Origin of the sequence: Pseudomonas quebecensis (assembly GCF_026410085.1) — a bacterium.
GTDB lineage: Bacteria > Pseudomonadota > Gammaproteobacteria > Pseudomonadales > Pseudomonadaceae > Aquipseudomonas > Aquipseudomonas quebecensis.
Map to the genome: position 1 here is coordinate 4276225 of NZ_CP112866.1, position 18945 is coordinate 4295169.

An 18945-nucleotide genomic window follows, 5' to 3' on the forward strand; every position below is an offset into this window, starting at 1 on the left:
GCTCAGGTGCGCTCGGCCCAGGCCGCGCGGCTGAAAAATTTCATAGTGACCGCATGGATGCTGCCATCGGTGATCCACGGGTTCAAATGGGCATAGATCTGCTGCTGACGCTTGACCGGGCTCAATGCCGCCAGTTCATCGCTAATCACGTTCAGCTGGAAATTGCAGCCTTCGCCTTCAACTGCAACCTCAGTATTCGGCAGCTTTCCTTCAAGGAAGCTCTTAACTTCTAGGGCCTGCATGCTCAACCTCTATCGGCGCCCAGTGCGCGCGGGTCGCACATCATACAAAAAAGCCCCGCGCCTGCGAACCCCGCATAGCAGGACTCTGACGGGGGGCTTGCTTGAAGACGTGTATTAAGGATGCGCCAACAGCTCGGTCAGACCGGAAACTTCGGCAATTTCGCGCATGTCTTCAGGTAACGCACGGATGCTGACGGTTTTTTGGGCCGCCTCGGCATCGCGCATGAAGCACAGCAGCAACGACAGGCCGACACTGCTGGATTTGGTCACCGCCGAACAGTCCAGTACCAGCGCGGGCGCGGTACTGGTCTTGATCAACGCCTGCCCCTGCTTGCGCAGGTCAGGCCCGGTGCGGTAATCCAGCACGCCGCTGAGGAATAACTCACCGGCGTCGCCAAGACGCACAGCCGACTCGGTCATTGTGCAGCCTTCCCGGCTTCTTTGTCGGACGTTTCCTTGGCCTTGGCGACTTCACCGGCCCAACCATTGATGGTCTTGTCCAGGTCGTTGCCATTGCGCTGCATGGCGTCGGCGAACTGATCACGGAACAGCTTGCCGATGTTGATGCCGTTGATGATCACGTTACGCAACTTCCATTCGCCCTTGACCTTCTCCAGGGTGTACTGGACAGGGTAGACGGCACCGTTGTTGCCTTTGACGCTCATGTTCACGCTGGTGCGATCACCCGACTCATCGCCGGCGGGTGCAACGGTAATGCCCTGGTTGTTGTACTCGAGCAACGCATTGCCATAGAACTGGAACAGGCCGCGCTTGAAGTTTTCCTGGAAGCGCTGCATCTGCTCAGGGGTCGCCTTGCGCGAATACTTGACCGTCATGATGCTGCGGGAAATGCCTTCGGCATCCACCACCGGTCCGACAATGCTGTTGAGCGCATCATAGAACTTACTCGGGTCTTGCTTGTACTGTTCTTTGTTGGCGGTCAGATCAGCCAACATTTTGTTGGTCGTGTCCTGCACCAGATCGTGCGCAGAACCCGCCGCGTTGGCCATCAATGGCAGCGCTGCAAGCAGTACCAGAAGGCCACGTCGCAAGGTAGAGATCATGTACAGAGTCCTCATTTGGCGTCTTTATTGACCGTATTGAGCAAAAATTTTCCGATCAGGTCTTCAAGCACCAGCGACGACTGCGTGTCGTGGATGGTCGAACCATCCTTGAGCAGGGCTGTTTCCCCGCCCACGCTGACACCGATGTATTTCTCGCCCAGCAGACCCGCAGTGAGGATAGACGCAGTGGAGTCGGTCGGCAGGTTGTCGACCTTCTTGTCCAGTTGCATCGTCACTCGACCGGTGAAACTGTCGCGATCCAGATCGATTGCCGTGACCTTGCCGATCGTCACGCCGGCCATGGTCACTTTAGCTCTGACAGTCAAACCGGCGATATTGTCGAAGTAGGCGTAAAGTTTATAAGTGTCGGCGGTGGGGCTGGCCGACAGGCCACTGACCCGCAGGGCCAGCAACAGTAAAGCCAGGATGCCAGCCAGCAAGAAAAGGCCGACACCGATTTCCACAGTGCGGTTTTGCATCAGAAATCTCCAAACATCAAGGCGGTCAAAATGAAGTCAAGGCCCAGTACCGCCAGCGAGGCGTACACAACGGTCTTGGTGGTGGCGCGACTGATCCCTTCTGAAGTGGGCTCACAGTCGTAGCCTTGGAATACGGCAATCCACGTCACGACAAAGGCAAAGACGATGCTCTTTATAATGCCGTTGAGTACATCACCGTTGAAGGTGACGCTGTTCTGCATGTTGGCCCAGTAGGAACCGTCGTAGACGCCCAGCCAGTCCACCGCCACCCAGGAACCGCCCCAGATACCGACCACGCTGAAGATCATCGCCAGCAGTGGCAGGGATATGAAGCCGGCCCACAGGCGCGGGGCAACAATGTATTTGAGCGGGTCGACGCCGATCATTTCCAGGCTGGACAACTGCTCGGTGGACTTCATATTGCCGATTTCGGCGGTCAGCGCGGAACCCGCGCGCCCGGCGAACAGCAACGCGGTGACCACCGGCCCCAGCTCGCGCAGCAGCGTCAGGGCAACCATCTGCCCCACCGCCTGCTCCGAGCCGTAGCTGGACAGGATATTGAAGCCCTGCAATGCCAGCACCATGCCGATGAACACCCCGGAGACCACAATGATCACCAGGGACATCACGCCGACGGCATGCAGTTGCTTGATCAACAGGCCAAAACCGCCGCCGATGCCGCCGCGGCCGAGCAAGGCGTGAAACAGAAAAATCGTCGAGCGGCCCAGCACTTCGACGATGTCGATGCCCGAGCGACCGAAAAGGCGAACCTTTTCGATAAGAGATGTTTTGCGCATCAGCGCTTCCCCAGAAGATCTGCGCGGTAATCCGCTGCCGGAAAGTGAAAAGGCACCGGGCCATCCGGATCGCCGGTCATGAATTGACGAATGCGCGGGTTGTCGGCATTCATCAGCTCTTCAGGCGTACCCTGCCCCAGTACCTGACCATCGCCCACGACGTAGAGGTAGTCGGCAATGCTCGCGGTTTCCGCCAGGTCGTGGGAGACCACGATACTGGTGATGCCCAGCGCATCATTGAGCAGCCGGATCAGGCGTACCAGCACGCCCATGGCGATAGGGTCCTGGCCGACAAAAGGCTCGTCGTACATGAGGATCTGCGGGTCGAGCGCAATAGCACGGGCCAGGGCGACACGACGCTTCATGCCCCCGGACAGCTCGTCGGGCATCAGGTCAATGGCGCCGCGAAGGCCCACGGCCTGCAGCTTGAGCAGCACAATGTCGCGAATCATTTCGTCCGAAAGCTGGGTGTGCACCCGCAGTGGAAATGCCACGTTCTCGAAAACATCAAGGTCAGTGAACAGTGCCCCACTCTGGAACAGCACGCCCATGTGCTTGCGCGCATCGAACAGATCACTGCGCGACAGGGTCGGCAGGTTCTGGCCATTGACCCACACTTCACCGGCACTGGGGCGCAATTGCATGCCCATCAAGCGCAGCAGGGTGGTCTTGCCGCAACCGGAAGGCCCCATGATGCCCGTGACCTTGCCGCGTGGAATGCGAATATCGACGTTATTGAAGATGCTGCGCGTCCCGCGCTTGAAGGTCAGTCCCTTCAGCTCGACCGCGTAGGCGTTATCGGCACTCATCTAAACTCCTTGGGATGCAGCTTCTCACTCAGACACCACCTCTGCGACAAACGTTTGCAACGGTTGCGCAATATATATAGCCACGTGGGCTGAGCGGACCGAACTGGCGGCGAACTATAGCACTGCTGGTACAACGCCCCCAAGGCCGGAACTGCGCCAGTTCAGATAAGAGACAGGGAAAAAACGTTGCCGGGCGTGAATCTCAGGCATCGGCAGAATAAAGCCTGACGAACTTGCGTGAGGGAATTGATCATTACCGCTATAATCGCCGACTTTTCGTCAGGCTATACGATTTCAGACATGAGCCAATCCAGCGACCTTATTCAATCCGCACAGCGCACTATTCGCCTCGAGCTTGAAGCCGTGGAAGGCTTGCTGGCCCATATCGACGCGGATTTTGTACGCGCCTGCGAGATGATTCTGGCCAGCAAGGGCCGCGTGGTGGTGGTTGGCATGGGCAAGTCGGGCCATGTCGGCAACAAGATTGCCGCCACCCTGGCCAGCACCGGCACCACCGCGTTTTTCGTGCACCCGGCCGAAGCCAGCCACGGCGACATGGGCATGATCACCAAGGATGACATCATCCTGGCGCTGTCCAACTCGGGGACCACCAACGAAATCGTCACCCTGTTGCCGCTGATCAAACGCCTGGGCATCCAGATGATCGGCATCACCGGCAACCCGGAGTCGACCCTGGCCAAGGCTGCCGAAGTGAACCTGAATGTGCATGTGGCCCACGAGGCCTGCCCGCTGAACCTGGCACCGACCTCCTCCACCACCGCCGCGCTGGTGATGGGGGATGCACTGGCCGTGGCATTGCTGGAAGCCCGCGGGTTCACCGCCGAAGATTTCGCGTTTTCCCACCCGGGCGGCGCGCTCGGCCGACGCCTGTTGCTGAAAGTCGAAAACGTCATGCATTCGGGCGATGAGTTACCCCATGTACCGCGTGGCACCCTGCTCAAGGATGCGCTGATGGAAATGACCCGCAAGGGTCTGGGCATGACCGTGATCCTCGAAACCGATGGGCGCCTGGCCGGGGTATTCACGGACGGTGACCTGCGGCGCACGCTGGACCGCACCATTGATATCCATACCGCAACCATCGACGCGGTGATGACGCCCCACGGCAGGACGGCGCGTCCCGAGATGCTGGCCGCAGAAGCCTTGAAAATCATGGAAGACCACAAGATCGGCGCACTGGTGGTGGTCGATAGCGACGACCACCCGATCGGCGCCCTGAACATGCACGACTTGCTGCGTGCGGGAGTGATGTAAATGAGCAGCGACCTGTTGCAACGCGGCAAGCACATCAAGCTGGCCATTTTTGACGTCGACGGCGTACTGACCGACGGTCGCCTGTACTTTCTCGAAGACGGCAGCGAGTTCAAGACCTTCAACACCCTCGATGGCCAGGGCATCAAGATGTTGATAGCGGCAGGGGTGCAAACCGCAATTATCAGCGGTCGAAAAACCCCGGTTGTGGAACGTCGCGCACAAAACCTGGGGATTGCTCACCTGTATCAGGGCCGCGAGGATAAACTGGTGGTTCTGGACGAGCTCCTGGGCCAACTCAATCTAAGCTATGAGCAGGTCGCTTACCTCGGTGATGACCTGCCCGACCTGCCGGTCATTCGTCGGGTCGGTCTGGGCATGGCAGTGGCCAATGCCGCGACATTCGTTCGCGAACATGCCCACGGCATAACCACGGCCCGTGGCGGCGAAGGTGCCGCACGCGAGTTCTGCGAATTGATCCTGCGCGCCCAGGGCCGCCTTGAAGCGGCTCACGCCGCCTACCTATAGAGCGTTATATGCTGAGCAAAAAGATTCGCAACTTCCTGTTATTCGGGGTGATCGCCGCGCTGTTCCTGGCGGTGGGCTACTGGAATATCAGCCCGGAGCGCTTTCTCGACCAGCCTGCCGCGCAGGTCGATGAGGGCGCTATCGACTATTACGCCACCAACGCCTACAGCGTGCAGTTCCTGCCGGACGGCAAGGTGCAGTACGAGATGACCTCGGACAAAGTCGAGCACCTGAAGGCCTCCGAAGTCACCCTGCTGACCAACCCGGACTTGAACCTGTACCGCGGCACGGAGTTTCCGTGGCATGTGACCAGCAAGCATGGCGAGGTCAACCCGGACGGTACCCAGGTCGAACTGATCGACTCGGTACGCGTCGCACGCACTGACGCCCAGAACCGCGACACGATTATTACCAGCAGTCGCATGACCGTATTCCCACAACAGCAATATGCGCAGACCGAGCAAGACGTTAGAATCGACGGCGCTGGCGGTGTATCGACTGGCAAGGGAATGAAAGCGTATTTGAAAGAAAGCAGGATACACCTGCTATCGAACGTAAGAGGACAGTATGAGGCTCGTTAAAACTCTCCCGATTTTGCTCGGTCTTGGCGCAGCACTGGGAAGCGTGAGCGCCTGGGCTCTGCCGAACGATAGCGAGCAGCCTATCCGTATCCAGGCTGACGATGCGCAGCTGGATGACAAGCAAGGCGTCGCCACCTATAAAGGTGACGTAATCATTATCCAGGGCTCGATGAAGATCACCGGTAACACGGTAACCCTGACGCGCACCCCGGCAGGCGACATCGACGTGGTGACGTCGGTGGGCAACCTTGCCTACTTCGAACAGAAGCAAAAGGCAGAAGATCCAGGCCCGATGAAGGGCTATGGCAAGACCATCCAGTATCATGCGCAGCAGAACCGCATTGTGCTGATCGATCAGGCCAAGGTGCTGAGCGCCGACGGTAACTCCACCGAAGGCGAGAAGATCGTCTACAACACCAAGACCCAGGTCGCCCAGGCGGGTCGTGCCAACGGCACCAAGGTCAGCGCGCCGCGCCCACGCATCGACATGGTTATCCAGCCGAAGAAGAAGGCCGAGTAATGGCAACCCTGAAAGCCCAGCATCTGGCCAAGGCCTATAAAAGCCGTCAGGTCGTGCGCGATGTCAGCCTGTCGATCGACAGCGGCCAAATCGTCGGTTTGCTCGGCCCCAACGGCGCCGGCAAGACGACCTGCTTCTATATGATCGTCGGCCTCGTCCAGGCCGACCAAGGGCGCGTACTGATCGACGACCTGGATGTCAGCCATCAACCGATGCACGGCCGTGCCCGTGCCGGTATCGGCTATCTTCCCCAGGAAGCTTCGATCTTCCGCAAACTCTCGGTAGCCGACAACATCATGGCGATCCTTGAGACCCGCAAGGAACTCGACCGCGACGGCCGTCGCGCAGAACTGGAAAGCCTGCTGCAGGAATTCCATATCAACCATATTCGCGACAACCTGGGCATGAGCCTGTCCGGTGGCGAGCGCCGCCGCGTGGAAATCGCTCGGGCATTGGCCACTGCGCCCAAGTTCATCCTGCTGGACGAGCCGTTTGCCGGCGTCGACCCGATTTCGGTCGGCGACATCAAGCAGATCATCCACCACCTCAAGGCCAAGGGCATTGGCGTGTTGATCACCGACCACAACGTCCGTGAAACACTCGATATCTGCGAAACGGCTTATATCGTCAACGATGGACAGCTGATTGCCGAAGGCGATTCAGCCACCATCCTGGCCAACGAGCTGGTCAAGGAAGTGTACCTGGGTCACGAATTCCGCCTGTAAACACCGTGGTGTCACGGCCGTTTGCCACGGTGCGCGGGAGTCAATGAAAACCCCGGTTTTTTATTGTTACCGCGCTCTAGGCAAAGCCCCCGATATCAGGCATATAATTTGCTTATGTTTGGCGCTCACGCGCCCTGTCGTGGATGGCGCATTGCGCCGGCGAATAAGGTGTTAAGCCCCTGCCATGAAACCATCGCTAGTCCTGAGAATGGGCCAGCAGCTGACGATGACACCGCAGCTGCAACAGGCCATCCGCCTGCTCCAATTGTCGACCTTGGATCTGCAACAGGAAATCCAGGAGGCCCTGGAGTCCAATCCGATGCTCGAACGCCAGGAAGAAGGCGACGACTTCGACAATGCAGACCCATTGGCCGACAACATCGAGCAAAAACCCAATTCCGACGTGCAGGAACCTTCCTATCAGGAAACCGCCCCCACGGTGGACAACCTGGAGGAAGGCGAATGGAACGAACGCATTCCCAACGAGCTTCCCGTGGACACCGCCTGGGAGGACGTCTATCAGACCAGCGCCAGCAGCCTGCCCAGCAGTGACGACGACGAGTGGGATTTCACCACCCGCACATCCGCCGGAGAGAGCCTGCAAAGCCATCTGTTGTGGCAGTTGAACCTGGCGCCGATGTCGGACACCGATCGCCTGATCGCCGTAACCCTGATCGACTGCATCAACAACCAGGGCTACCTGGACGAGAGTCTCGAGGAGATTCTCGAGGCGTTCGACCCGGAACTGGATATCGAGCTGGACGAAATCGAAGCCGTCCTGCACCGCATCCAGCAGTTCGAGCCTGCCGGTATTGGCGCGCGCACGCTCAGCGAATGCCTGCTGCTGCAATTGCGTCAACTGCCGGGCAAAACACCCTGGCTGGTCGAAGCCCAGCGCCTGGTCACCGACTACATCGACCTGCTGGGCAGCCGCGACTACAGCCAGTTGATGCGCCGCATGAAGCTCAAGGAAGACGAACTGCGCCAGGTCATCGAGCTGGTGCAAAGCCTCAACCCTCGTCCCGGCTCGCAGATCGAGTCGAGCGAAGCCGAATACGTGGTCCCCGATGTCATCGTGCGCAAGGACAACGAGCGCTGGTTGGTGGAGCTGAACCAGGAATCGGTGCCGCGTCTGCGGGTCAACCCGCAATATGCCGGGTTCGTGCGCCGCGCCGACACCAGCGCCGACAACACCTTCATGCGCAACCAGTTGCAGGAAGCGCGCTGGTTCATCAAGAGCCTGCAGAGCCGCAACGAAACCCTGATGAAAGTCGCGACCCAGATCGTCGAACATCAGCGCGGCTTCCTGGAGTATGGCGACGAAGCGATGAAGCCGCTGGTACTGCATGACATCGCCGAGGCGGTAGGCATGCACGAGTCAACGATTTCCCGGGTGACCACGCAGAAATTCATGCATACCCCACGGGGTATCTACGAGCTGAAATACTTTTTCTCCAGCCACGTGAGTACCTCTGAAGGCGGCGAATGCTCGTCCACGGCGATCCGCGCGATCATCAAAAAACTGGTTGCCGCGGAAAATCAGAAAAAGCCGTTGAGTGACAGCAAGATCGCTGGTTTACTGGAGGCACAAGGCATTCAGGTCGCCCGTCGAACCGTCGCCAAGTACCGCGAGTCCCTTGGGATCGCGCCTTCCAGCGAGCGTAAGCGTTTGATGTGACGGGCGGGCCATAGCGTTCCAGTGACGGGTATTTTTGCCCGTCGCTTTATGCACTGGCAACGAAGGAGAAGCTGTATGCAAGTCAATATCAGTGGACACCATGTAGAAGTCACCCCGCCACTGCGCGACTACGTCGAGCAGAAGCTGAGGAAGCTTGAAGGACATTTCGACAAGATCACCAACGTGCAGGTCATCATGAAGGTCGACAAGCTTCAGCAGAAAATCGAAGCGACCCTCCAGATACCCGGTGGCGAAGTGGTTGCCAACGCAGAGCATGAAGACATGTACGCCTCGATAGACTTGCTCACCGACAAGCTGGACCGCCAACTTAAAAAGCATAAGGAAAAGAATCTGAGCCTGCTCCAAGGCACAGGTCGCTAACTCTCCCCCCATGATCCGACTTGAATCCATCCTGACCCCCGGCCGTTCCCTTGTGAACGCGCCGGGCGGCAGCAAGAAAAAAGCCCTCGAACAAATTGCCAACCTGATCGCTCGCGAAGTGCCGGGCCTCGAAATGCAAGATGTCTTCGAGGCTCTCATCGCTCGTGAAAAGCTCGGTTCCACCGGCTTTGGTAACGGCATCGCGATACCCCACTGTCGCCTCAAAGGGTGCACGGATCCCATCAGTGCCCTGCTGCACCTGGAAGCCCCCATCGATTTCGACGCCATCGACGGCGCCCCGGTCGACCTGCTGTTTGTGCTGCTGGTCCCGGAAGCCGCTACCGATGCGCACCTGGAACTGCTTCGGCAGATCGCCAGCATGCTCGATCGCAAGGAAGTGCGTAACAAACTCCGCAGCGCCAGCAGCAATGACGCGCTGTATCAGGTTGTCCTGGATGAGCAAAACGGGCAGTAATCATGCGTTTGATCATCGTCAGCGGCCGCTCCGGCTCGGGTAAGAGCACCGCCCTCAATGTGCTTGAGGACAGCGGTTTCTACTGCATTGATAACCTGCCTGCGGGCCTGCTGCCCGAATTGGCGGAGCGCGCGCTGATTCACACCGAGCTGGCGCAGCCGCTGGTGGCCGTATCGATTGATGCCCGCAATCTGCCCAGCCACCTTTCACGGTTCCCGGAACTGTTGGAAGAAGTGCGGGCCAAGCATATACATTGCGATGTGCTGTATCTGGATGCGGATGAGGAAACCCTGCTCAAGCGTTTCTCCGAAACCCGCCGTCGCCACCCGCTCAGCAGCCCGCATCGTTCCCTGGCCGAGGCCATTGAGGACGAAACGAAGCTGTTGGGGCCGATCATCGATCTGGCCGACCTCAAGATCAATACCACCAGCCTCAACCTGTACCAGCTACGCGACGCTATCAAGCTGCGCCTGCTGAACCAGCCTGAGCCCGGCACGGCGTTTCTCGTCGAGTCCTTTGGATTCAAGCGTGGCATGCCGGTAGACGCCGACCTGGTGTTCGATGTGCGTTGCCTGCCCAATCCTTATTGGAAGCCTGAACTGCGTGACCAATCAGGCCTGGATCAGCCGGTGATCGATTATCTGGCGGCGCAGCCGGATGTGCAGGATATGTTTCAGGACATCTCCAGCTACCTGCTCAAGTGGCTGCCGCGCTTCGCTGCAAGCAACCGCGCCTATGTCACCATCGCCATCGGCTGCACCGGAGGCCATCACCGTTCCGTCTACCTGACCGAACGCCTGGGCCAGGTGCTGCAACAAACCCTCAAGAATGTCCAGGTACGCCACCGCGACCTCAGCTGAAAGGAACACCCCCGCGATGCCCGCACGTGAAATTGAAATCATCAACAAATTGGGCCTTCACGCCCGGGCCTCGGCCAAGTTCGTCGGTGTGGCCGGACAATTCCCTTGCAAGATCCGCGCAGGGCGTACCCGCGAGTCCATGGTCGACGGTAAAAGCATCATGGCCATGATGATGCTGGCAGCCGGCAAGGGCACCAAGATTCACCTTGAGACCGAAGGCGAGCAGGAAGAAGAGGCAATGAAGGCCTTGGAGGCGTTGATCAACAACTTCTTCGACGAAGGGGAATAATTCGCTGACGCTTCATCCCAACGCCGTATCCATCACCATCATCAAGCAAAACCCGATACACAGCCCCAGGCTCGCGAGCTTTTCGTGGCCATTGCGGCGCGACTCCGGGATAACTTCGTGAGTCACCACCAGCAGCATGGCCCCAGCCGCCAAGGCCAGGCCCAAGGGCAGCAGCACCTCGGCCAGGCTTACCAGCCAGGCGCAGAGCACGGCGAACACTGGCTCGACCAAGCCTGAGGCGGCACCCACCATGAACGCCTTGACCCGCGACATCCCGGCGCCGGCCAGCACCAACGCTATCACCAGGCCTTCGGGTACATCCTGCAAGGCGATGCCCATGGCCAGACTGTCGGCATCCGGCATGCCGCCCCCGGCGGAAACGCCCACGGCCATGCCCTCCGGAATGTTATGGGCAATGATCGCGAACACGAACAGCCAGATGCGCGGCGGGATCACCGGTTGCTCCGGCGTACCCACCAGCATTTCCGGGCTGGCGCTTGAGACCTTTCGGTCAACCAGATAAAGGCCGAAGGCGCCCAGGATGATGCCAGAACTGACCAGGCCACTGGCGGCCCAGGGGGACAGCCCCAGCCCTTCAGCTGCCGCAATCCCCGGCACGATCAACGAAAACGCAGTGGCTGCCAGCATCACGCCAGCGCCAAAGCCCAGCAAGGTATCGCTCAAGGCCATCGGCATGCGCCGAATCACTAATACCGGCACCGCGCCCAGCGCCGTGCCCAATGCGCAAATGGAACCACCCTGTAAGGCACGCAGGATGCGCGGCTCAAGATCGAGCCAAGCCAGCCCGTGGGCCACCAGCAAGGCAGTGCCTGCCAACAGCAGCAGCGAGCCAAACGCATAGCGAAACAATCGCACGCTGCCAATCGCCAGTGTTTCAGTGCCCATAATCGGCCTTAGTGCTTGTTATGAAGAAGGGTGTCAGGCCAGAGCAGCCTGATAGCGGGCGGCGACTTCCGGCCAGTTGATAACGCTGTAGAAAGCATTGATGTATTCCGGGCGGCGGTTCTGATAACGCAGGTAATAGGCATGCTCCCAGACATCCAGGCCAAGGATCGGGGTGTTACCGCTCATCAACGGGCTGTCCTGGTTGCCGCTGCTTTCCACCACCAGGGTCTTTTGCGCAGTGACGCTCAGCCAGGCCCAGCCGCTGCCGAAACGCGTCAGCGCAGCTTTGGTGAACGCCTCCTTGAAGTTGTCGAAGCCGCCCAGCTGCTCATCAATCGCTTTGCTCAGTGCGCCCTCGGGCTTGCCACCACCTTGAGGCGACATTACCGCCCAGAACAATGAGTGGTTGGCGTGGCCGCCGCCTTGGTTGATCACCGCCGCGCGCATTTTTTCCGGCAATTGCTGCACACTCGACACCAGTTTCTCTATTGGCCAAGCGGCGAACTCCGTGCCCTCTACCGCCGCGTTCAAGTTATTGATGTAGGTCTGGTGATGCTTGGTGTAGTGAATCTCCATGGTTTGCGCATCGATATGCGGTTCCAGGGCATCGTAGGCATAGGGCAAGGCAGGCAAGGTGTAGGTCATATCAATGTGCTCCGTATTGAGAAGGCGTGGGGTGCGCTGCAGTACCTCCCAGCAAGCGATGGGTACGCGGGTACTCGCCGTGGTCGCTGATGAAGTTCAACAGCTCAACGTAGGTTTTACTGCTCTGGCGCAGCGCCGCTTCACGCAGCTGCGGCGTAAGACGCGAGTCCTGCATGGCCTGCAGCAGGCGCTGGTGGATGGCGCACAAGTATTCCGCGCTTTCCTCCGGCTGGTTGAGGCGCAGGTGCAGGTCCGCCAGGTTGTGATGTGAAATAACGCAGGCCGCGACGGCCTCTTCGGCATCGGCCCAGCGCTCGAACAGCACTAAGGCCAGGGCCAGGGCTTGCAGATAGGCCTCGCGCGCGTCCACCCAATCACCCTGCACAAAGCAGCGGTTGGCCCGTTCGATCGTGCGTTTCCAGTGCTCCATGGTGAGTCTCCAAAGCAGGTTGGCGATTACACGCCGCCGGCGGTGAGTTTTTCCGGATCCAACAGGACTTCCAATTGGCTGCGCGGCAGGTCGGTGTGCTCAACAGCCACGTCAATCACCGGACGCCCCTGCTGATAAGCCTTTTTGGCAATTTCAGCCGCCTTCTGGTAGCCGATGATGGGGTTGAGCGCCGTCACCAGGATCGGATTGCGCGACAGCGCCTCTTTGAGTTTGTCCTCGTTCACCTTGAAGCTGGCGATGGCCTTGTCAGCCAGCAGGCGGCTGGAATTGGCCAGCAATTCCAGGCTGCTGAGCAGGTTCTGAGCGATGATCGGCAGCATCACGTTCAGCTCGAAATTGCCTGACTGCCCAGCGACGGTGATCACCGTGTCATTGCCGATCACCTGCGCAGCCACCATCGCTGTCGCCTCAGGGATCACCGGATTGACCTTGCCCGGCATGATCGACGAGCCCGGCTGCAACCCCTCCAATTCAATCTCGCCCAGGCCTGCCAGCGGGCCGGAGTTCATCCAACGCAGGTCGTTGGCGATTTTCATCAGCGACACTGCAGTGGCTTTCAACTGGCCGGACACGGCGACGGCGGTGTCCTGGGAACCGATCAACGCGAACAGATGTTTGCCGGGCGTGAACTGGACGCCGGTCAGGCTGCTGAGCTGCTGGCTGAAGCGCGCCGCGAATTGCGGGTGCGCGTTGATGCCCGTGCCCACCGCAGTCCCCCCTTGGGCCAAGGCTTGGAGACTCGGCAGCAAGTCCTGCAAGTGGCCGATATTGGCCTTGAGTTGTTGCGCCCAGCCAGTGAGCACCTGACTCATGCGTACCGGCATGGCGTCCATCAGGTGGGTACGGCCGGTCTTGATGAACGGATGAACCTGCTCGGCCTTGCGCTCGATCACTTGCACCAGATGCAGCAGGGCCGGCAGCGTTTGCTCATGCAGAACAAGCGCCGCACTCACGTGGATCGTGGTAGGAATGACGTCGTTGCTGCTCTGGCCGCAGTTCACATGGTCATTGGGGTTGACCACTTCCCCCAGCAAACGGCTGGCCAGCGTGGCGATCACTTCATTGGCATTCATGTTGGAGCTGGTGCCGGAGCCCGTCTGGAAGATATCCACCGGGAAGTGGCGCATGTATTCGCCTTCCAACAAGCCTTGAGCGGCATCGACGATGGCTTTGCCCTGCCCCTCGCCGATTTGCTTGAGGTCTACGTTGACCTTGGCGGCCGCGGCCTTGACCAGGATCAGCGCGCGAATGAACTGGGCGGGCATGGGACGGTGGCTGATCGGGAAGTTGTTCACCGCGCGCTGGGTTTGCGCACCATACAGGGCATCGGCGGGCACATGCAGTTCGCCCATGCTGTCGCGTTCGATACGGGTGTTACTCATCGGAGGATCCTTGCGCCAGGTCAGAAACGGGTATGGACGGCAGCAACTGGCAAGTCGCCAACTGCCAGGCAAAGGCCTGCCAGCGCTTGAGGCGGCAGGCACAATGAGAAAGCTTTTCCAGGTCGCGCAGTGGGCGCCAGGCCTGATCAAGGCACTGGGAACGCCAATGCCAGGGCAAGGCAATATCGTTGGCGGTGTCGATCAGCAGACGAAATGAAGTTTCGGCGACCGTCCACGGGTGGGTCGCGGTGCAGCACGCCAGGTACCGCCCTTCGCTCAGGTAATGCTCGATCAGGCGCGGCTCATCAGGGTCCAGCCCGCAGCGAATCTGGCGACTCATCCAACGCCAGCTCTCCAGATAAGGATCTTCATGCAGGACAGAACTCATGATCTCACTCGCTCGGTAATGAGATTTATTATTAGATGATATTGAGAATCAAAACAAGCACTGCACCGGAATCGACTTTTCAAACGCCAAAAAAAAGCGCGCCATCACTGGGATGGCGCGCCTTTCCATAAATCGCTCGGAGCGTCAGCTACCCGCGACAGTCATCCGCTCGATCAAGACCGAACCGGTGCGAATGTTGCTGCGCAGTTCCAAGTCATTCCCTACCGCGACGATCTGCTTGAACATATCGCGCATATTGCCGGCGATGGTGACCTCCTGGACGGCAAACTGAATTTCGCCGTTTTCCACCCAGAAACCCGCCGCGCCACGGGAGTAATCACCGGTAACCATGTTCAGGCCATGGCCCATCAATTCGGTTACCAGCAGGCCGCGCCCCATCCGCCGCAACAGCGCCGCCTGGTCTTCGTCGCCGTGGGTCACGAACAGGTTGTGTACGCCGCCCGCATTGGCGGTGCTGGGCAAGCCGAGTTTGCGCCCGGCATACGTGCCCAGCACATAGGACACCAACTCGCCTTTCTCGACAAAGGGCTTGGCATAGGTCGCCAGGCCATCACCGTCGAAGGAAGTACTGCCCATGGCACGCATCAAGTGTGGGCGTTCATCGATGGTCAGCCATTCTGGAAACAACGTCTGGCCGATCGCCCCTTCCAGGAACGAGGATTTTCGATACAAATTGCCACCGGAAATCGCCCCGAGAAAACTGCCGAACAAACCGCCGGCCAGCTCCGCCGAAAACAGCACCGGCACTTCACAGGTCGGCACCGGACGCGCGCCCAGGCGGCTCGCGGCACGCTGCGCGGCTTTCTGCCCAATGCTGGCTGGATCGGCGAGCAAATCGCCCTGACGGTTCACGTCATACCAGTAATCACGCTGCATCTGGCCATTGGCTTCGGCGATCATCACGCAGCTCAAACTATGGCGAGTGGACGCGTAACCACCGATAAAACCATGGCTGTTCCCATACACGCGGCACCCCTGGTGGGTGTTCAAGGTGGTGCCATCGGCATTTTTGATCCTGGGGTCGGCGTCAAAGGCCGCGGCCTCGCAGACCAGCGCCTGTTCGATGGCCTGCTCCGGGGTGATATCCCAGGCATGGAACAGATCGAAGTCCTTCACGTCCTTGGCCATCAGCGCCTGGTCGGCCAAGCCCGAACTTTCATCCTCGGAGGTATGCTTGGCGATTGCCAACGCTGCGGCAACCGTTTCGCGAATCGCCTCCGTACCACTGGCGGATGTACTGGCCGACCCCTTGCGCTGCCCCACGTACAGCGTGATGCCAAACCCCTGGTCGCGATTGAACTCAACGGTTTCCACTTCCCGCTGACGCACCGACGTCGACAGCCCCTGCTCCAGCGAAACGGCTACTTCACAGGCGCTGGCCCCCTGGCGCCTGGCCTCGGCAAGAATCTGCTCGACTTGTTCCTGCAGTGCCGGTAACGCTTGCGGACCGACGCTTTGGGCTGCACTCATGGTTTTCTCCACTCAAATTCTGCTTTCGGTTAAGGCCATCGAGCGACCGGGCCGGACAAGCGGCCCCCGACTGGTTATCATGGCGGCGTTTCTTTGCGGACTGCCACCATGGTTGATTCTTACGACGACTCCCTCGATGGGGAGAAAAGCAAAACCCAGGTCAAACGTGAGCTGCATGCTCTGGTTGACCTTGGCGAGCGCCTTACGACGCTCAAAAAAGACTTGATTGCCAAACTGCCACTGACCGACGAAATGCGTCGGGCGCTTGCGGATGCGCCCAAGCACACCGCGAACATCGCGCGTAAGCGGCACATTTCGTTTATCGGCAAGCTGATGCGCGATCAGGACATTGACGCCATTCTGGCCTTGCTCGATCAAACCGATGCCTCCACTCGCCAGTACAACGAACGCTTCCATAACCTGGAGCGCTGGCGTGACCGCCTGATCTCGGGCGATGACGCGGTGCTGGAGAAATTCGTGCTGGACTACCCGGATGCGGACCGCCAACAACTGCGCTCCCTGATCCGTCAGGCCCAGCACGAACTGGCGCATACCAAGGCGCCGGCCACCAGCCGTAAAATTTTCAAGTACATCCGTGAGCTGGACGAGACTCAACGCGGCCTGCGCTGATCCTCTTCCCCGGGTGGCGGCCTTCGCCACCCGAAGCTCCCTGCTTACGACCCCGTGCCACCCACGGTAATCGCATCAATCTTCAGCGTTGGCTGGCCGACACCCACCGGCACCGACTGCCCATCTTTTCCGCACGTACCCACGCCGCTGTCCAGGGACAGATCGTTACCCACCATGGACACCTTGCTCATGGCTTCCGGCCCGTTGCCGATCAATGTTGCGCCTTTGACCGGCGCGGTGATCTTGCCGTCCTCGATCAAGTACGCTTCGCTGGTAGAGAACACGAACTTGCCGCTGGTGATATCCACCTGGCCGCCGCCAAGGTTGGCGCAGTAGATACCGCGCTTGACCGAGGCGATGATTTCCGCCGGGTCGCTTTCACCGGCAAGCATGTAGGTATTGGTCATGCGCGGCATCGGCAGGTGCGCGTAGGATTCGCGACGACCGTTGCCGGTGCGCGCCACGCCCATCAGCCGCGCATTGAGTTTGTCCTGCATGTAGCCCTTGAGTACCCCGTTTTCGATCAGGGTGGTGCATTCGGTCGGGGTGCCTTCATCGTCCACGCTCAGCGACCCACGCCGGCCGGCCAGTGTGCCGTCATCAACGATGGTGCACAGCTTGGAGGCGACGCTCTCGCCCATGCGCCCGCTGTAGGCGGAACTGCCCTTGCGGTTGAAGTCGCCTTCCAGGCCATGGCCCACCGCTTCGTGGAGCAACACTCCGGACCAGCCCGAACCCAGCACCACCGGCAAGGTGCCCGCCGGCGCCGGAATGGCTTCCAGGTTCACCAGTGCCTGACGCAGCGCTTCCCGGGCATAGCCCATGGCGCGATCCTCGCTGAGGAAATAACGGTAGTCGGTTCGCCCGCCGCCGCCATGGCCGCCGCGCTCGCGACGGCCGTTCTGCTCGACGATCACACTGACATTGAAGCGCACCAGCGGCCGCACATCCGCCGCCAGGCTGCCATCGGTGGACGCTACCAGGATGCGCTCCCATACACCGGCGAGGCTGACGCTGACCTGCTGGATACGCGGGTCCAGGGCGCGGGTGGCGGCGTCGACACGCTTGAGCAGCTCGACCTTCTCGGCGCGGCTGATCACTTCCAGGGGGTTATCCGGAGCGTACAACTGGGCCACGTCCTGGCTGCTGAACGCCTGAACCGTGCCATGCTGGCCCGCACGGGAGATCGAGCGCGCCGCGCGAGCCGCCAGGCCCAGGGCCTCCAGCGTGATGGCATTGCTGTAGGCAAACCCGGTTTTTTCACCGGACTGCGCACGCACGCCCACGCCTTGGTCAAGGTTGAAACTGCCTTCCTTGACGATGCCGTCTTCGAGGGACCAGGACTCGGAAATCTGCCCCTGGAAATACAGGTCGGCCGCGTCGATGCCCGGCCCGGCCAGATCGCCCAACACCGTTTGCAAGTTTTCGATGGTCACGCCACCGGGTGCCAGGAGGTGTTCACTGACTGAGGACAACAACTCGCTCATAGATTTGGCCTTAAATTCATCGTTCCGAAGCAGGCCGCTGCGCGCCCTGCGAGAAAAAGCGCCGATGGCAGACCACCGGCATGCGCGCCCGTATCGACGCTTGTTCACTGCTGTCGCGCGCGGCCAACAGCACCGCCTCGCCCTTATCCTGTTGCGCCAGCACCTGCCCCCATGGGTCGACAATCGCTGCGTGACCGTAGGTTTCCCGTGGTCCCGGGTGCACGCCGCCCTGCGCCGCTGCGAGCAGGTAGCACTGGGTCTCGATGGCCCGCGCGCGAATCAGTACATCCCAATGCGCGGCGCCGGTCACCGCCGTAAACGCCGACGGCGCGGTAATCAGTTCGGCCCCTGCGGCGCGCAGCTCGCTGTACAGCTCCGGGAAGCGCAGGTCGTAACATACGGTGAGTCCCAGACGCCCAACCGGGGTATCCGCCACCACCACGTGGTTGCCGAAAGCATAGTCGTCAGACTCGCGATAGCGACCTCGCGCATCGGCGACGTCGACATCGAACAAATGCAGCTTGTCGTAGCGGGCGACGATTTCGCCGCGATCATCGATCAACAACGAGCAAGCGTTGGGCTTGGCATACGGTTGACCTTCAGGCGGCAACGGCAACGTGCCTGCCACTATCCATAAGGTGAGGTCGCGGGCGGTCTGTTTCAACCATGGCAGGATCGGGCCTTCGCCCAGCGCCTCGGCGCGGCCGATATCCGCCACGTCGCGCCGCCCCATCGCAGAGAAGTTTTCCGGCAATACCGCCAACTTGGCTCCGCCCGCAGCGGCGCGTTCCAGCAAGCGTCGGGCCTGGGCCAAGTTGGCCGGCACGTCGCTCTGGCTGACCATCTGAATTACCGCAAAGGACAT

The 18945-nt window shown here is 60.1% G+C and carries 25 protein-coding genes; 11 read left to right on the top strand and 14 right to left on the bottom strand.

What is annotated here, in order from left to right:
- Positions 1-2 precede the first annotated feature (2 nt).
- From OSC50_RS19885 to OSC50_RS19910, 6 genes are all read right to left on the bottom strand, one after another.
- Positions 3-242: a BolA family protein gene (locus OSC50_RS19885; protein WP_010567702.1), complete on the bottom strand. Its 240-nt coding sequence runs from the start codon at positions 240-242 to the stop codon at positions 3-5.
- Between the two features lie 114 nt (positions 243-356).
- Positions 357-662, bottom strand: coding sequence for an STAS domain-containing protein (locus tag OSC50_RS19890; RefSeq protein WP_181080640.1), 306 nt, complete (start codon positions 660-662; stop codon positions 357-359).
- Positions 659-1306 carry an MlaC/ttg2D family ABC transporter substrate-binding protein gene (locus OSC50_RS19895; RefSeq protein ID WP_181080639.1) on the bottom strand — a complete coding sequence of 216 codons (648 nt, stop codon included), beginning with the start codon at positions 1304-1306 and terminating at the stop codon, positions 659-661. Before OSC50_RS19895 ends, OSC50_RS19890 begins: the two co-directional genes overlap by 4 nt.
- Before the next feature lie 11 nt (positions 1307-1317).
- Complete coding sequence (mlaD, locus tag OSC50_RS19900; RefSeq protein ID WP_003171814.1) at positions 1318-1785, bottom strand: outer membrane lipid asymmetry maintenance protein MlaD; 468 nt, start codon at positions 1783-1785, stop codon at positions 1318-1320.
- Entirely contained in the window at positions 1785-2582 is a 798-nt protein-coding gene (gene mlaE, locus OSC50_RS19905) for a lipid asymmetry maintenance ABC transporter permease subunit MlaE (protein WP_167417298.1), read from the bottom strand. Before mlaE ends, mlaD begins: the two co-directional genes overlap by 1 nt.
- The gene (locus OSC50_RS19910; RefSeq protein ID WP_105520876.1) at positions 2582-3391 is read right to left on the bottom strand and encodes an ATP-binding cassette domain-containing protein; all 810 of its coding nucleotides are present in this window, start codon (positions 3389-3391) and stop codon (positions 2582-2584) included. The genes mlaE and OSC50_RS19910 overlap by 1 nt, the downstream gene beginning before the upstream one ends.
- 300 nt (positions 3392-3691) lie before the next feature.
- Between OSC50_RS19910 and OSC50_RS19915 the strand changes: the two genes are divergently transcribed.
- From OSC50_RS19915 to OSC50_RS19960, 10 genes are all read left to right on the top strand, one after another.
- Positions 3692-4666 carry a KpsF/GutQ family sugar-phosphate isomerase gene (locus tag OSC50_RS19915; protein WP_266245994.1) on the top strand — a complete coding sequence of 325 codons (975 nt, stop codon included), beginning with the start codon at positions 3692-3694 and terminating at the stop codon, positions 4664-4666.
- Positions 4667-5191: a KdsC family phosphatase gene (locus tag OSC50_RS19920; RefSeq protein ID WP_181080635.1), complete on the top strand. Its 525-nt coding sequence runs from the start codon at positions 4667-4669 to the stop codon at positions 5189-5191.
- Between the two features lie 8 nt (positions 5192-5199).
- Entirely contained in the window at positions 5200-5772 is a 573-nt protein-coding gene (gene lptC / locus OSC50_RS19925) for an LPS export ABC transporter periplasmic protein LptC (protein WP_181080634.1), read from the top strand.
- Complete coding sequence (gene lptA, locus OSC50_RS19930) at positions 5759-6292, top strand: lipopolysaccharide transport periplasmic protein LptA (protein ID WP_034095915.1); 534 nt, start codon at positions 5759-5761, stop codon at positions 6290-6292. Before lptC ends, lptA begins: the two co-directional genes overlap by 14 nt.
- Positions 6292-7017: an LPS export ABC transporter ATP-binding protein gene (lptB, locus tag OSC50_RS19935; protein WP_048723959.1), complete on the top strand. Its 726-nt coding sequence runs from the start codon at positions 6292-6294 to the stop codon at positions 7015-7017. The genes lptA and lptB overlap by 1 nt, the downstream gene beginning before the upstream one ends.
- A 184-nt stretch (positions 7018-7201) precedes the next feature.
- A complete protein-coding gene (locus OSC50_RS19940; protein ID WP_181080633.1) occupies positions 7202-8695 on the top strand; it encodes an RNA polymerase factor sigma-54 in 1494 nt (497 codons plus the stop codon).
- Positions 8696-8770: 75 nt separating this feature from the next.
- On the top strand, positions 8771-9076 hold the full coding sequence (gene hpf / locus OSC50_RS19945) for a ribosome hibernation-promoting factor, HPF/YfiA family (RefSeq protein ID WP_027604812.1): 306 nt from the start codon (positions 8771-8773) through the stop codon (positions 9074-9076).
- 10 nt (positions 9077-9086) lie between these two features.
- A complete protein-coding gene (ptsN, locus tag OSC50_RS19950) occupies positions 9087-9551 on the top strand; it encodes a PTS IIA-like nitrogen regulatory protein PtsN (protein WP_181080632.1) in 465 nt (154 codons plus the stop codon).
- Positions 9552-9553: 2 nt separating this feature from the next.
- Positions 9554-10411: an RNase adapter RapZ gene (rapZ, locus tag OSC50_RS19955; protein ID WP_181080631.1), complete on the top strand. Its 858-nt coding sequence runs from the start codon at positions 9554-9556 to the stop codon at positions 10409-10411.
- Between the two features lie 16 nt (positions 10412-10427).
- Positions 10428-10700: an HPr family phosphocarrier protein gene (locus OSC50_RS19960; RefSeq protein WP_181080630.1), complete on the top strand. Its 273-nt coding sequence runs from the start codon at positions 10428-10430 to the stop codon at positions 10698-10700.
- A gap of 12 nt (positions 10701-10712) precedes the next feature.
- On the opposite strand, the gene OSC50_RS19965 is transcribed toward OSC50_RS19960, so the two are convergent.
- The 6 genes from OSC50_RS19965 to pmbA all read right to left on the bottom strand — a co-directional run bounded on the left by OSC50_RS19965 (position 10713) and on the right by pmbA (position 15963).
- Positions 10713-11606, bottom strand: coding sequence for a ZIP family metal transporter (locus tag OSC50_RS19965; RefSeq protein WP_181080629.1), 894 nt, complete (start codon positions 11604-11606; stop codon positions 10713-10715).
- Between the two features lie 33 nt (positions 11607-11639).
- Complete coding sequence (locus OSC50_RS19970) at positions 11640-12251, bottom strand: superoxide dismutase (protein ID WP_253510480.1); 612 nt, start codon at positions 12249-12251, stop codon at positions 11640-11642.
- 1 nt (position 12252) lies between these two features.
- On the bottom strand, positions 12253-12681 hold the full coding sequence (locus OSC50_RS19975; RefSeq protein ID WP_253510479.1) for a DUF2753 family protein: 429 nt from the start codon (positions 12679-12681) through the stop codon (positions 12253-12255).
- Between the two features lie 26 nt (positions 12682-12707).
- On the bottom strand, positions 12708-14084 hold the full coding sequence (locus OSC50_RS19980) for a class II fumarate hydratase (protein ID WP_181080626.1): 1377 nt from the start codon (positions 14082-14084) through the stop codon (positions 12708-12710).
- Positions 14077-14472 carry a FagA protein gene (locus OSC50_RS19985; protein ID WP_181080625.1) on the bottom strand — a complete coding sequence of 132 codons (396 nt, stop codon included), beginning with the start codon at positions 14470-14472 and terminating at the stop codon, positions 14077-14079. The genes OSC50_RS19980 and OSC50_RS19985 overlap by 8 nt, the downstream gene beginning before the upstream one ends.
- 144 nt (positions 14473-14616) lie before the next feature.
- Positions 14617-15963, bottom strand: coding sequence for a metalloprotease PmbA (pmbA, locus tag OSC50_RS19990; RefSeq protein WP_181080624.1), 1347 nt, complete (start codon positions 15961-15963; stop codon positions 14617-14619).
- Positions 15964-16071: 108 nt separating this feature from the next.
- Here pmbA and yjgA point away from each other — a divergent pair, with 108 nt between their 5' ends.
- A complete protein-coding gene (gene yjgA, locus OSC50_RS19995) occupies positions 16072-16593 on the top strand; it encodes a ribosome biogenesis factor YjgA (protein WP_266245993.1) in 522 nt (173 codons plus the stop codon).
- Positions 16594-16637: 44 nt separating this feature from the next.
- Here the strand turns inward: yjgA and tldD are convergent, their stop codons facing one another.
- The gene (gene tldD / locus OSC50_RS20000; protein ID WP_253510477.1) at positions 16638-18080 is read right to left on the bottom strand and encodes a metalloprotease TldD; all 1443 of its coding nucleotides are present in this window, start codon (positions 18078-18080) and stop codon (positions 16638-16640) included.
- A 16-nt stretch (positions 18081-18096) separates the two neighbouring features.
- Complete coding sequence (locus OSC50_RS20005) at positions 18097-18945, bottom strand: carbon-nitrogen hydrolase family protein (protein ID WP_266245992.1); 849 nt, start codon at positions 18943-18945, stop codon at positions 18097-18099.

Excerpts from the sequence above, each read along its gene's own strand:
- OSC50_RS19885 (WP_010567702.1), bottom strand. The coding sequence starts at position 242 with ATGCAGGCCCTAGAAGTTAAGAGCTTCCTTGAAGGAAAGCTGCCGAAT.
- OSC50_RS19890 (WP_181080640.1), bottom strand. The coding sequence starts at position 662 with ATGACCGAGTCGGCTGTGCGTCTTGGCGACGCCGGTGAGTTATTCCTC.
- OSC50_RS19895 (WP_181080639.1), bottom strand. The coding sequence starts at position 1,306 with ATGATCTCTACCTTGCGACGTGGCCTTCTGGTACTGCTTGCAGCGCTG.
- mlaD (WP_003171814.1), bottom strand. The coding sequence starts at position 1,785 with ATGCAAAACCGCACTGTGGAAATCGGTGTCGGCCTTTTCTTGCTGGCT.
- mlaE (WP_167417298.1), bottom strand. The coding sequence starts at position 2,582 with ATGCGCAAAACATCTCTTATCGAAAAGGTTCGCCTTTTCGGTCGCTCG.
- OSC50_RS19910 (WP_105520876.1), bottom strand. The coding sequence starts at position 3,391 with ATGAGTGCCGATAACGCCTACGCGGTCGAGCTGAAGGGACTGACCTTC.
- OSC50_RS19915 (WP_266245994.1), top strand. The coding sequence starts at position 3,692 with ATGAGCCAATCCAGCGACCTTATTCAATCCGCACAGCGCACTATTCGC.
- OSC50_RS19920 (WP_181080635.1), top strand. The coding sequence starts at position 4,667 with ATGAGCAGCGACCTGTTGCAACGCGGCAAGCACATCAAGCTGGCCATT.
- lptC (WP_181080634.1), top strand. The coding sequence starts at position 5,200 with ATGCTGAGCAAAAAGATTCGCAACTTCCTGTTATTCGGGGTGATCGCC.
- lptA (WP_034095915.1), top strand. The coding sequence starts at position 5,759 with ATGAGGCTCGTTAAAACTCTCCCGATTTTGCTCGGTCTTGGCGCAGCA.
- lptB (WP_048723959.1), top strand. The coding sequence starts at position 6,292 with ATGGCAACCCTGAAAGCCCAGCATCTGGCCAAGGCCTATAAAAGCCGT.
- OSC50_RS19940 (WP_181080633.1), top strand. The coding sequence starts at position 7,202 with ATGAAACCATCGCTAGTCCTGAGAATGGGCCAGCAGCTGACGATGACA.
- hpf (WP_027604812.1), top strand. The coding sequence starts at position 8,771 with ATGCAAGTCAATATCAGTGGACACCATGTAGAAGTCACCCCGCCACTG.
- ptsN (WP_181080632.1), top strand. The coding sequence starts at position 9,087 with ATGATCCGACTTGAATCCATCCTGACCCCCGGCCGTTCCCTTGTGAAC.
- rapZ (WP_181080631.1), top strand. The coding sequence starts at position 9,554 with ATGCGTTTGATCATCGTCAGCGGCCGCTCCGGCTCGGGTAAGAGCACC.
- OSC50_RS19960 (WP_181080630.1), top strand. The coding sequence starts at position 10,428 with ATGCCCGCACGTGAAATTGAAATCATCAACAAATTGGGCCTTCACGCC.
- OSC50_RS19965 (WP_181080629.1), bottom strand. The coding sequence starts at position 11,606 with ATGGGCACTGAAACACTGGCGATTGGCAGCGTGCGATTGTTTCGCTAT.
- OSC50_RS19970 (WP_253510480.1), bottom strand. The coding sequence starts at position 12,251 with ATGACCTACACCTTGCCTGCCTTGCCCTATGCCTACGATGCCCTGGAA.
- OSC50_RS19975 (WP_253510479.1), bottom strand. The coding sequence starts at position 12,681 with ATGGAGCACTGGAAACGCACGATCGAACGGGCCAACCGCTGCTTTGTG.
- OSC50_RS19980 (WP_181080626.1), bottom strand. The coding sequence starts at position 14,084 with ATGAGTAACACCCGTATCGAACGCGACAGCATGGGCGAACTGCATGTG.
- OSC50_RS19985 (WP_181080625.1), bottom strand. The coding sequence starts at position 14,472 with ATGAGTTCTGTCCTGCATGAAGATCCTTATCTGGAGAGCTGGCGTTGG.
- pmbA (WP_181080624.1), bottom strand. The coding sequence starts at position 15,963 with ATGAGTGCAGCCCAAAGCGTCGGTCCGCAAGCGTTACCGGCACTGCAG.
- yjgA (WP_266245993.1), top strand. The coding sequence starts at position 16,072 with ATGGTTGATTCTTACGACGACTCCCTCGATGGGGAGAAAAGCAAAACC.
- tldD (WP_253510477.1), bottom strand. The coding sequence starts at position 18,080 with ATGAGCGAGTTGTTGTCCTCAGTCAGTGAACACCTCCTGGCACCCGGT.
- OSC50_RS20005 (WP_266245992.1), bottom strand. The coding sequence starts at position 18,945 with ATGTCCTTTGCGGTAATTCAGATGGTCAGCCAGAGCGACGTGCCGGCC.